The sequence below is a fragment of the Streptomyces sp. NPDC031497 genome (assembly GCF_055580905.1).
In genome coordinates this window covers 88026-99968 of sequence record NZ_JBVIKO010000019.1, presented here as the reverse complement: position 1 = coordinate 99968, position 11943 = coordinate 88026, and the positions used below count along the sequence as shown (strand labels likewise).

Annotated in this window: 9 protein-coding genes; 2 read left to right on the top strand and 7 right to left on the bottom strand. The window is 69.7% G+C overall.

Features of this window, described 5'->3' with window-relative positions; all coding sequences use genetic code 11:
- Nucleotides 1-83 precede the first annotated feature (83 nt).
- The 3 genes from ACZ5K7_RS32860 to ACZ5K7_RS32850 all read right to left on the bottom strand — a co-directional run bounded on the left by ACZ5K7_RS32860 (nt 84) and on the right by ACZ5K7_RS32850 (nt 6023).
- The gene (locus ACZ5K7_RS32860; protein ID WP_468919030.1) at nt 84-4169 is read right to left on the bottom strand and encodes a beta-galactosidase; all 4086 of its coding nucleotides are present in this window, start codon (nt 4167-4169) and stop codon (nt 84-86) included.
- 126 nt (nt 4170-4295) lie between these two features.
- A complete protein-coding gene (locus tag ACZ5K7_RS32855; RefSeq protein WP_468919028.1) occupies nt 4296-5108 on the bottom strand; it encodes a DUF427 domain-containing protein in 813 nt (270 codons plus the stop codon).
- A gap of 45 nt (nt 5109-5153) precedes the next feature.
- Complete coding sequence (locus ACZ5K7_RS32850) at nt 5154-6023, bottom strand: alpha/beta fold hydrolase (RefSeq protein WP_468919026.1); 870 nt, start codon at nt 6021-6023, stop codon at nt 5154-5156.
- 199 nt (nt 6024-6222) lie between these two features.
- On the opposite strand from ACZ5K7_RS32850, the gene ACZ5K7_RS32845 reads away from it, so the two are divergent.
- Complete coding sequence (locus tag ACZ5K7_RS32845; protein WP_468919024.1) at nt 6223-6738, top strand: CGNR zinc finger domain-containing protein; 516 nt, start codon at nt 6223-6225, stop codon at nt 6736-6738.
- Between the two features lie 281 nt (nt 6739-7019).
- Here the strand turns inward: ACZ5K7_RS32845 and ACZ5K7_RS32840 are convergent, their stop codons facing one another.
- Complete coding sequence (locus ACZ5K7_RS32840; protein WP_468919022.1) at nt 7020-9419, bottom strand: glycoside hydrolase family 65 protein; 2400 nt, start codon at nt 9417-9419, stop codon at nt 7020-7022.
- A 90-nt stretch (nt 9420-9509) separates the two neighbouring features.
- Nucleotides 9510-9731 carry a hypothetical protein gene (locus tag ACZ5K7_RS32835; protein ID WP_468919020.1) on the bottom strand — a complete coding sequence of 74 codons (222 nt, stop codon included), beginning with the start codon at nt 9729-9731 and terminating at the stop codon, nt 9510-9512.
- A 607-nt stretch (nt 9732-10338) separates the two neighbouring features.
- Between ACZ5K7_RS32835 and ACZ5K7_RS32830 the strand changes: the two genes are divergently transcribed.
- On the top strand, nt 10339-11019 hold the full coding sequence (locus ACZ5K7_RS32830; RefSeq protein ID WP_468919019.1) for an aggregation-promoting factor C-terminal-like domain-containing protein: 681 nt from the start codon (nt 10339-10341) through the stop codon (nt 11017-11019).
- Between the two features lie 51 nt (nt 11020-11070).
- On the opposite strand, the gene ACZ5K7_RS32825 is transcribed toward ACZ5K7_RS32830, so the two are convergent.
- Entirely contained in the window at nt 11071-11292 is a 222-nt protein-coding gene (locus tag ACZ5K7_RS32825; protein WP_351701928.1) for a helix-turn-helix domain-containing protein, read from the bottom strand.
- A complete protein-coding gene (locus ACZ5K7_RS32820; RefSeq protein WP_351701931.1) occupies nt 11292-11783 on the bottom strand; it encodes a DUF2975 domain-containing protein in 492 nt (163 codons plus the stop codon). The genes ACZ5K7_RS32825 and ACZ5K7_RS32820 overlap by 1 nt, the downstream gene beginning before the upstream one ends.
- Between the last annotated feature and the right edge of the window lie 160 nt (nt 11784-11943).

Genomic DNA, 11943 nt, shown 5'->3' with positions numbered 1-11943 from the left:
CAGCGGATCGTGCGGGTGAGCAGCCGGCCGGCCGGGCGTACCGTGACGTCGCCGGGACGGTGTGGCCAGGTGACGGTGACGGTCTAGGCGCACGTCAGTGTCGGTGTCCCCCAGTCTCCGTGGTCGTTGCCGTTGCCGTCGCCCGCGTCACCGACCTTGAGGTCGATCACCTGGGCGCCGCTGACGTCGACGTCGATCGGCACGGCGGCCTGTTTGCCGCGGATCGTCGGCGTGGTCACCAGGGTCCTGCCGTCGGCGATCACGGAGAACGTCACCGTGCCCGCACCGCCCGTCTCGTCGTCGACGCCGACGTCCGCCGTCAGCCGCGAGCACTGCCCGGCGAGGTAGAGCTGGACGTCGCTGACGGAGTTGGTGCCCAGGCCCTTGGCATGGCCGACACCGGCGATGGTGAGCGGACGCCCGTCGCCGGCGGCCTGCTCGCCGACGCTGCTGTCACGCTCCACCGGGCCCCATCCGTTGGTGGACGACAGGAACGTCAGGTCGCTCACCGCGCTCTTCCCGGCCGGTGGTGCCGGCGGGATCCCGCCGATGATGCGCTCGTCGGTGCCGGTGGCCTCCCGGCCGTTCTGCCGGTAGCGCATCGTGGCGGTGAGTGCCGAGGCGGACGGCAGCGTCCCGGCCGGCGGGCGGACCTGCCAGGTGAAGGCGGCCGACGTGCCGGGTCGCAGCCGGTCGACCGATGTGGGGCTGGTGGCGTTCACGCTCCAGCCGTCGGGCGCGGAGAGCGAGGCCGTCAGCCGGGAGGCGGACGCCCGGTCCTTCGGGACGTCGACCGTCGCCTCGGCCGTGAAGGCCTGTCCCGGCTGGGCGGTGTCCGGCACGTCCAGGGTGACGTCCGCTCCCGGGCGCTTCGGCATGGCGTAGGTCCGGGCGTCGTAGCGCGGGCTGTCGTTCTGTGCGACGCGCAGGGACGAGGCGAAGCTGCCGTAGTCGGTGAGCGAGACCTTGCCGAGGCCGCCGGTGCTGCCGTCGAGGTTCCACACGGCGATGGCGATGCTGTTGTGCCCGTTCGGGTTCAGGATGCCGTCGGGGACCGGGAAGGTGTGCTGGGGGCCGAGGTAGTTGACGTAGTTGCCGACCTGCCAGCCGTTCACGAAGATCGTGGCGCGGTACTTGCGGGCCGGGTCGTCGGTGAACGTCAGCCCCAGCGAGGTGTCCTGGCCGTGCGGCAGGTCCAGGTCGGCGTCGGTGCGGTACCAGGAGACGCCGGGACGGGTGTCGGTCGTGGGCAGGGAGACCTGGGTCCAGTTCCGGTCCGGGTAGCCCGGCAGGGACCAGCCGGCCCGTTCGCCGTACAGGCCGCCCGTCGAGAGCGGTCCGCGCACGGTGTCCTGGAGGTCCTCGCCGCCGCGTACGCCCTGGAGCCGCCAGGTGACGGAGGTCAGCGGCGCCCCGACGAGGGAGGCGCTGGTCAGGCCACGCGCGGTCTTGTTGCCGTTGGTGGAGTTGTAGTCCTCCTCGTGCCCCATGTTCACGGTGAGCACGGACAGGACGTTGTCGCCCTCGGACTTCACCGCGCCGTCCGGGAAGGTGAAGTCGCCGCTGCCCGTGGTGGAGCTGCCCAGGAAGGTGCCGTTGAGCCAGACGGAGAACGCCTGCGCGTCTCCGCCGGAGTCCGAGACCAGGTGGATGCCGGTCTCCTTGCCGGTGGCGCGGAAGCGGCCGCGGTACCAGGTGTTGCCGGTGTGGAAGCCGTAGTCGTCCGCGTAGAGCACCGGCAGTGTGTTGACGCCGGAGACGCTGTTGGTGGTCGCCTTGTCGGCCACCTGCCAGCTGGAGTCGTCGAATGCGGGCGCCGCTTCGGGGGATTCGTCGGCGTGCTTCCAGTTCGTCAGCGCCGGCAGGTGGATCGGGGCGGCCACCGGGATGGTGCCGGTCAGGCTTCCCGTGTCGGTCGCCTCGGTGCCCAAGGTCCTGCCGTTCCAGGTGACATGGGCGGCGGAGGTGAACACCTCGATGTTCTTGTCGTCGGCGTTGTCGCCGGTGAGCGCCACGGTGTGGCCGCCGTCCTTGCTGGTCGCCGTCCGCAGCAGGTGGGTGCCGCGTACGAGCACCGGGCCGGACGCCGTGTCCTGGCGCCAGAAGGTCTTCGCCGTGGCCTTGTCACCCGCGAGCAGCAGCAGCGGGCGCTGTCCGCCGCCGCTGATGCTGATGCGGACGAGGCCCTTGTGCGTGTAGTTCAGCCGCAGGTCGCCGGTGGCAGCGTCCCAGGTGGTGGTGACCGTGCCGCCGGTGGCGGTCACGGTGGGCTTGGAGGCGTAGCGAAGGACGGTCTCGCCGTCGCTGCCCGGGTCGCCGTAGAGCACGGCGACGTCCCGGTCGCCGATGGTCGCGCTGGTCATGATCTCGGAGGTCGAGTACTGCAACTGCGCGTCCCCGAGCCGGTAGTTCGCCACGATGACGTGCGAGTCGCGCCCGTCGAGCGTGATCGCGGTGCCCGGCTGCTGCGGCACGACCGGGTAGGTCGGCTCCGCGGCGGAGTCGCCCGTCGGTACGTCGATGGCGTCGACGGCCACGTAGTTGTCCGTGGACCCCGAGCTGTGGTTCCCGGCGACGACGATCTTCAGCGTGTGCGCGCCGGGTGCCAGGCCGGTCTTCTGGAAGAGCACCGCCTGGCTCTCACTGCCGGAGTCGTCGACCGTCGCCACCTTGGTGCCGTCGAGGTAGACGTCGGCGTTGCCGTGGTTGTTCGTCTTCGAGCCGATCCAGCGGATCGCGGTGCCGTCGAAGGGGACGGTGAGCGAGTCGCCGGCCTTGTTGGAGAACGACTCGGTGTGCTTGTAGTCGCCGCCGGTGTAGCTCGTGTCGGCCACGTGCGACCACGAACCGGCGTACTGCAGCGCGGAGTCGGGGTCGTCCCAGGTGTAGGTGGTGTCCCCGGTCGGCTGGGCGTTGAAGTCCAGCGAGATGTGGGTCTTGTCGACGGCCGTGGACGTGGAGTTCCCGTGCCGCAGGACGTGGAACTGCGTCCTGGTGCCGGGGTTCATCCGGGCGGTGTCGACGATCGCGGAGTCGTCCGGCGGAGTCGCCCTGATCGCCTCGGTCTCGGTCAGCGGGGCGACCGACTGGGTGAAGTACCCGATCAGCTTGTCCTCGTAGTACTTGGGATCGAGCTGGCGGGTCTCGCGGATCGCGGCCCCGTAGTCGTACGACGTGTAGTTCTCGGGCATGCCGAGCCAGCCCCAGTTGGTGCCGCCGTAGGTCATGTAGAAGCTCTGGGCGGTGGCGCCGACGGCGATGTTCTGCTTGTAGAAGACGTTGGCGAACTGGTCGTTGATCAGCTGGGCGCACTTGTCGTAGCCCGGTCCGCCCCAGGGGTCGAAGGCGCCGCCCTGGAACTCCGGTGAGTACAGCGGCTTTCCGGCCGGGTGGTCGTAGCTGATGTCGGGGACGCCGTTCCACTTCGAGGGGTTGGAGCAGTCGAAGCCCTGGGGGTAGGAGTCCGGGCCGTCGACGTCCAGTGCGCCGGTACCGGAGTTGAAGGTGCCGTTGTTGTTGCCGGTCAGCGGTACCGTGATGCCGTCGGCGCGGGCCTTGTCCTCCAGATGCCGCATGTAGGAGCGGCCGGCGGCCGAGCCGTTGTAGTACTCGTTCTCGACCTGGTAGGCGATGACCGACCCGGTGCCGTTGGTCAGTTGGTGGCGGGCGATGATCCGGTCGATCTGGGTCAGCCACTCGTCCGCGTACTTCAGGAACCGCGGGTCGTCGCTGCGGTTGTTCCCGGCCTTGGTGGTCAGCCAGCCGGGCAGGCCGCCGCTGTCCACCTCCGCGTTGATGTACGGCGCCGGGCGGGCGATGACGTAGAGGCCGGCCTCCTGGGCCATGTCGAGGAGCTTGTCGACGTCCCGCACTCCGGTGAAGTCGTACACGCCCGGCTTGGGCGAGTGGTATCCCCAGTCGAAGTACAGGGAGGTGGAGTTGAAGCCGGCGGCCTTCATCTTCTGGAAGATGTCCCGCCACAGGTCCTGGCTCGGGAGCCGGAAGTAGTGGAACTCACCGGACCACAGGTAGGTGCGCTTGCCGTCGACGAGGAACGAGTAGCCGTCGAGACTCACCGTGTGCGCCTGCGGGCTGACGGCAGGGGCGTCGGAGGGTGTGGCGACGGATGTCTGCTTTCCGGCGTCCCGCGCCGCGGCGGGCGCGGCCATCCCCACGGCGAGAGCGATGGACGCGGCCGTCGCGAGGAGCGCCCTCCCCCACCGACGGCGACCGGGTCTCGCGACCTCTGAACGGATCCCACTGCCTCGCACTGCGGCCTCCATCCCCCTGAGCAATCAGCATCGAACAGACTCAGGCAAAGCCGAACAGTAGGGGGACACAAGGTCCAACACAATGGGGCGGTAGGACACGGTCGAGACGACAGAGCCGGTTCGCGACATCGTCAGGTGCCCGTGGCGACCCTGAGGGGCCGGCCGCCGTCGACGGCCAGGCAGGTGCCGGTCACAGGCCCTTGTAGGGGCAGAAGGTCTGGCCTTCGACGGGCCGGAGCCGGCTCTCGTCGATGTCCGCGCGGGGGACGTACCAGCGCGGGGCGAAACCGGACTCGTAGAGCACGACGGGGTGTTCGGAACGGGCGATGACGGTGCCGTCGGCGCGGACCTCCAGCTGCGGGAGGTCGTGCGGATGTCGATGCGGTGGTAGGCGTCGGCGGCGTGCCCGAGGATGCGTTCGTCCTCCTCGTAGAAGGCGTCCATGGCGCGCCATGCGAAGGCGATACGGCCGTCGAGATCGCCGGCGTGTTGGGGCAGTGCGGTGAATTCCCAGGCGGCGCGTTCGGTGGTGCGGTCACCGGCGCTCACCGAGTACCAGGCGGTGTCGCCCAGGTCCTGGTGACGGGTGATCTTGCCGCCGTCGACGAGGGCCGTCTCCTCGACGTGCTCCCGGGGGAAGTAGGCGACCGGGTAACGGCCGGGTTCGTGCAGCAGGACGACGTCCTCGCTGTCGGCGATCCAGGTTCCGTTGAACCTCACGCGCATGCGGCGACGCAGCCGCTCGGCGAACAGCAGGCGTTCGGGCAGCGGTTCGGGGGTGAGGAAGTGTCCGGTCGCACCGGTGGAGAGGGGGCCTTGTTGCCAGGACAGTCCCATGGCTTTTCCTTCCGGGTGCCCGGGTGGGGGTGCTGAAGGGAGCCGTCAGGCGAGGGCGCGGGCGAGGAAGTCGCGGATGAGCTCGCCGATGGTCTCCAGATGGCTCTCCAGGGCGAAGTGCCCCGAGTCGACGAGGTGGACCTCGGCCTTGGGCAGATCCTGGGTGAAGGCCCGGGCGCCGTCGGGGCCGAAGATCTCGTCGTTGGCGCCCCATACGGCCAGCAGCGGGACCTGGGAGTCGCTGAAGTACTGGTGGACCCGCGGGTAGAGGTCGACGTTGGTGGGATAGTCACGGAAGAGCTTGAGCTGGATCTCGTCGTTGCCGGGACGGTCCAGCAGGGCCTGGTCGTGCACCCAGTTGTCCGGGCTGACCAGGCTGGGGTCGGCGACTCCGTTCAGGTACTGCCAGCGGGTGCTCTCCAGGGTGAGGGCGCCGCGCATGGCGGCTTCGGTCTCGGGTCCCGGTGCCTCGGTGTAGGCGAAGACGCCGTCCCAGAACGGCTTGACGAAGCCCTCCTCGTAGGCGTTGCCGTTCTGGGTGACGATCGCCTTGATGCGGTCCGGGGCCCGCAGGGCCAGACGCCAGCCGATGGGGGCGCCGTAGTCCTGGACGTACATCGCGAACCGGGTGGCGCCCAGCTGGTCGAGGAGTCCGGCCGTGACGTCGGTGAGGGCGTCGAAGGTGTACGGGAAGTCCTGGAGGCTCGGCATGGCGGACTGGCCGAAGCCGATGTGGTCGGGGGCGATCACGTGGTAGCGGTCGGCGAGCGCCGGGATCAGGTTGCGGAACATGTGCGAGCTGGTCGGGAAGCCGTGCAGGAGGACCACGACGGGCGCCTGCGGATCACCGGCCTCCCGGTAGAACACGTCGAGGCCGTCGACGGTGGCGGTGCGGTGGTGGACTACGGGAACCATGGATCTAACCCTTCTGGAAGCCTTGACTGGTTATTCCTTCAGTCGAGCACAGACCATCTAACCTGTCAACGCGACTTTGATGGTTAGATATGAGAACGGATGCGAAGGCCGGCACGCAGGCGATATATCGACGTAGGACCACAGATCCGCATTGATGTAACCTGTCAAACCAGTCGATGCGGTTAGGAGGCTGGCTGCCATGGTGACCGGCCGGGAGCAGCAGGACACGCTGCTGGAGCTCCTCAACAGCACGCCCGTGGTCCACGGCGAGGTCCAGGACCTGCTGGCCGAACCGGAGGCCGCCAGGTCCTGGCAGCTGGGCCACGGGGGCACGGGCAGCGCGGAGGAGCACCGGCAGCTGCTCCAGGCGCGCGATCTCCTGCGGGACGTGGTGAGCGGCGACCGGCCCGCCACCTCGCTGGCCCCCCTGCTGGAGGATGTCACCTCGCGCCCGCGGCTGTCGTCGGACGGGGTGGCGTGGGAGCTGGACGCCCCCGTGGAACGCCGGATGGCGGTGACTGCCGTGCTGACCTGGAGCACCCTGCAGGAGACCATGCCGGGCCGGCTGCGCGCGTGCGGCAACCCGGAGTGCCGCCTGTTCCTCATAGACCGCAGCAAGACCAACAGGGCCCGCTGGTGCTCGATGGCCGTCTGCGGCAACCGGATGAAGGCACGGCGCCACTACCAGCGCACCCGCGACGCCGCGGCCGGGTGACACCCGCGCCGACGGACCGTACACACCACCTCCCCACCGTCGCCGCGGCGAGGCCCTCGCGCAGCCGCTCGGGGTCGGGGCTCAGCCCGGCGAGGCGGGGGTCCCGGTAGGCCCAGGAGCGATGGCGCCGTCCCGGACGCCCCGGTGGGCCACCTTCGGCCCGACCGCGGCCCACGGAGCGTCTGCCGCGCTTGAGGCCCGGTGCGCACGCCTGTCGCACTCGGCGCGGTACACGTGCCCGCTCCTGTCGGCGCGCGCCAGCCGGACCAAGGGTGAGGACGTCAGTCCTGGGTCTCTTCGCCGGGCTCCTCCTCGGCCGGAAGGCCCTCCGGGCGGCGGCCCCGGGGCTGCTGGGGCTCGGGGTTGACCGGCGCGGGCGGGACACGGCGTTCCACCGGCTCGTCGACGGTCACGGTCAGCGGCTCACCGAAGTGGAGCACGGTCAGCGGTTTTTCGCCTTCCACCAGCCGGTAGCGCACATGGGTCTGCCCGATATCGACCTTCAGCCGCTGCCCGAGTTCCTGCACCGTGAAGGCCACCCTGGACAGCGCCTCGGGCAGCCGCGGTGCGAACCCCAGCCGGCCCGGCCTCCCGTCGTCGTCAAGGTGTCGCCGCATGCCGCCGAAGCCGGCGACCAAGGCGATCCACGTCCCGGCGAGGGAGGCGATGTGCAGACCGTCACGGGTGTTGTGCTCCAGGTCGTCGAGGTCCATCAGGGCGGCCTCGGCGAGGTAGGCGTAGGCCAGTCGCAGGTGCCCGGTCTCGGCTGCGAGGACCGCCTGGCAGCACGCCGACAGAGACGAGTCACGGACGGTCAACGCCTCGTAGTAGGCGAAGTTGCGGGCCTTCTGGTCATCGGTGAACGCCCACGCGCACTCCAGCATCGCCAGTACGACGTCGGCCTGCTTCACCACCTGTTTGCGGTACAGGTCGAAGTAGGGATAGTGCAGGAGGAGCGGGTAGTGCTCGGGCGGGGTGGCGTCGAAGTCCCAGTGCTGGAGGTTGGTGAATCCGGCCGACTGTTCGTGCACGCCGAGCGTTTCGTTGTACGGCACCGCCATGCGGGCCGCGGCCTCGCGCCAGCCGGCGGTCTCCTCGTCGTCGACACCGAGTTCCTCGGCCCGGTCCGGATGACGCGCGGCCACGTCCGCGGCGGCCCGCAGATTCTGGCGGGCCATCAGGTTGGTGTACAGGTTGTCCCGCGAGATCGCGCTGTACTCGTCGGGTCCGGTGACGCCGTCGACATGGAAGACACCGTCCGCGTCATGGTGGCCGAGACGACGCCACAGTCGGGCGGTTTCGACGAGGAGGTCGAGCCCCTCGCCCCGCTCGAACTCCTCGTCACCGGTCACCATGACGTAGCGGAACGCGGCCATGGCGATGTCCGCGTTGATGTGGAAGGCAGCCGTCCCGGCCGGCCAGTAGGCGGAGGACTCCGAACCGTCGATCGTCCGCCAGGGGAACATGGCCCCCGCCAGATTCAGCTCACGGGCGCGTTCCCGCGCCGCCGGCAGCATGCTGTGCCGCCATCGCAGCGCCGACGCGACGGCCTCCGGAGCGGTGAACGTCAGTACCGGCAGCACATAGGACTCGGTGTCCCAGAAGCAGTGCCCGTCGTACCCGGTCCCGGTCAGCCCCTTCGCGGGAATCGCCCGGTTCTCGCCACGGGCGGCCGCCTGGAGCACGTGGAAGAGAGCGAAGCGCACCGCCTGCTGGATCTGTGCGTCCCCGTCCACCTCCACGTCCGCTCCGGCCCAGAAACGGTCCAGATAGGCCCGCTGCCCGGCCACCAGCCCGTCCCAGCCGGTGCTGACCGCGGCCGCCACCGCTCCGTCCACCTGATCGTGCACGGCCGACAGCGAACGCTCCCCCGACCAGCCGTAGGCCACGAACTTGAACAGCCGCAGCGGCTGTCCGGGCGTCAGGTCCGCCGTCACCGTCAGACGGCTGACGTCGGGCTCGCTCTCCGCCGTCCAGCGGGTGCTCTCCGGTCCTTCGATCAGATGGTCGGCCGCCGCTCCCACCCGGAGCGCACTGCGGTCGGTGCGGTGCAGCAGCCGCAGCCGGGTTCCCTGCGCGAAGCTGTCTTCCGAGGTCAACGGGGACTCGATCGCCGCGGCGACGCGCGGATCGCCCACCAGGCGGGGCAGTTGTTCGTTCGCGACGAGTTCGGACTGCACGGCCACCGTGGTCGGTCCGTCGACCGGTTCGATCTCGTACACCACCGCGGCCACCGCCCTCTGGATGAAGGACACCAGCCGCCGCGAGGTGATCCGGACCGTACGGCCGCCGGGCGAGGTCCATCTCGCGGTACGGCTGAGCACACCCGTTCGGAAGTCCAGCACCCGCTCGTGCTCCAGCAACTTGCCATAGCGGAGATCGCACGGGTGATCGTCGACCAGCAGCCGGATGATCTTGCCGTCGGTGATGTTGATCATCGTCTGGCCGGACTCGGGATATCCGTAGCCGGCCTCCGCGTAGGGCAGCGGATGCCGCTCGAACACGCCGTTGAGGTAAGCGCCGGGCAACCCGTGGGGCTCCCCCTCGTCGAGGTTGCCCCGCCATCCGATGTGCCCGTTGGACAGGGCGAACACCGACTCGCTCTGGGCGAGCAGGTCCAGGTTCAGCTCGTTTTCACGCAGGCACCATGGCTCCACCGTGAAATTGGGATGAATGATCACCGCGACTCCAGGATCTCGGCCGGACCACGGAGCACGACGTCCGCCACGCGGACGTGGCGGAACGAGCCCTTGTCGGGTAGCGCCCCGTCCTCACGGATCCGGCACCGCGCCAGGCTGCTCCTCCGCGCACCCGATCCGCAGGCGGACGCCGCACGCGACGAGAAACATGGACGCCCCGTCCTCACGGAGCCGGCCGTCCATGCGGTCGTCGCGGTCGTCCACCACCTCGAAGGGCACAAGGTCAATCGCCTCACTTACGACACGTTCGCTGAGATATCCGTCGAGCATCCTGTTCCGGGCAGCCGCGCTCATCCGCACGGTCCGGGTGGGTACGGCGCCGAGGCTAGGCGGCACCCGCCGCCGACGGTCCGCACGCACGGCCCGGCACGCCGGAAGGCACCCGCTCGGTCGAGACGCGCCCGGCCGACAAGGCGCCGATCAGGTCATGCACTCGAACGGGCCACGGACGGCGACGGCCATCGAGTCCGGTCGGACCGCGGTCGTCGGTGAGGAGGCCGCCGCTTCCGGTGCCCGGACGGGCTTCTCGTCCCCGACGCCGCTGTCACGGCATGGGCGGCGGCGAGGCCGGAGCACGACCACGGCGCACCTGTGCGATAGGACGCTTAATCCCTATGGTGGAGCAGCCTTGGTCTCTTCGTGTCCCATGGAGCCGCGCGTCCGACGACGACGGGAGCCCGGAGCTGCGGGAGGGGATCAGGGTGCCGCCCTCGATTTCAGTGAGTCGTACGGCTCCATGTGGTGGTCGGCCGGACCGGCTCCCGGGCGGGTGTGAGGATCCACACCTCCTCCGGGATTGCGTCGACCGGGCCGGCACGCAAGAGTGTTCCAACTACCGGACCCAGCACGCGAGATGCTTCCGTCGGGCACCGCACACGGTGGCGCGGGCGAAGAGGATGGGATGCACGTGAGCCCAATGCCGTTGAGAGGGTTCGCGGTGGCCTCGGCCACCGCGGTCACCGCCGTCGGAAGCGTCGTCGGTGTCGCCTCCGGCAGCAGCGCGCAGAACAACGACGCGCAGGCTCCGGCAACCGATGCCACCCTCCTCGCGGACCTGCCCGAGGGCCGGCAGGCGCAGGTGCAGACCGCGTCCCTGACGCAGCAGGCCGACGCCGTGGCCGTCCAGGCGGACGCGAGCGCCAGGAAGGACGCCGAGCAGACCGCCCGGGCGGCGGCGGCCAAGACCGCACAGGCCAAGAAGGACGCGGCCGACAAGGCCGCCAAAGACCGTGAAGAAGCCAGGACCACGGCCGGCGATTCCACCGCCACCTTCCCGGTGCAGAGCTCCTACACCGTGGCGCAGCTCAAAGCGATGGCCACAGAGATCGTCGGCAGCGGCCAGTTCCAGTGCTTCAGCAACATCGTGGACCACGAGTCCACCTGGAACTACCTCGCCGTCAACCCCTCTTCCGGCGCCTACGGGCTCGTCCAGGCCCTGCCCGGTTCCAAGATGGCCTCCGTCGCCGCCGACTGGCAGACCAACCCGGCCACCCAGATCAAGTGGGGCCTCAACTACATGAACACCACCTACGGCAGCCCCTGCCAGGCCTGGGCCTTCTGGCAAGTCCACCACGCGTACTGACGGCCCCCTGTCCGGTGGGGCCAGGCGTTTCACGCCCGTCCCCGGGGGATGTCATCCGCCGGCGGCGTCCTCGGCCTCCCAGCGCAGCAGGTCGCCCGGCTGACACTGGAGCACCTCGCAGAGCGCGGCGAGCGTCGCGAAACGTACTGCCCTGGCGCGGCCGTTCTTGAGTACCGCCAGGTTGGCGGGCGTGATCCCCACCCGGTCCGCGAGTTCGCCCACGGACATCTTCCGCCTGGCCAGCATCACGTCGATGTCGACGGCGATCGGCATCAGATCACCTCGTCCAACTCGGCCCGCATCTGCGCCGCTTCGACGTCGCGCGCGACGGCCTGGGCGAGCAGCATCCGCAGCACGAGCACGATGAGCGCGACCCCGAGGATGGCCACGCCGATCCCGCCCATGATCACAGTGACGCCGGGGTCGTCCCGCTGGCCCGGCGCGTTGACGGCCGTGACCGCGAACCACAACAGGGCAGCCGCCACGATCGCGCGGATCACGAAGTCCACGTACCGGAAGGCGGCGTGGGAGAACACGGTTCCGCGTCGCACCATCGTCACCAGCCGCCATACGCAGACCAGGGCGACCTGGGCAGACACCATGCCCAGGATCGTGATCACGCGCAGCGGGGTCAGTGGGAGCGACCCGTCCTCCGGGTCACTCCCACTGACCAACGCCCACACCATCCCTGCCTGCACGAACACGGTGCCGGCGAGCACCACCGCGAGCACCGCGCGCAGCGCACGCACTGTCAGCTTCCCCACGACCCATCCTTCCATCGAGCGACGATGGGAATCTATCGATTTTCGATAGGCCGAGCAAGGGGATGCGGCGCCGAGGCCGCCGGTCGGTCTGCCCGGCGGCGGAAAGTCTGCCCGGCGGCGGAAAGATCGAGGTGCCGCCGGGAGGGCGGGCCCCCTGGTC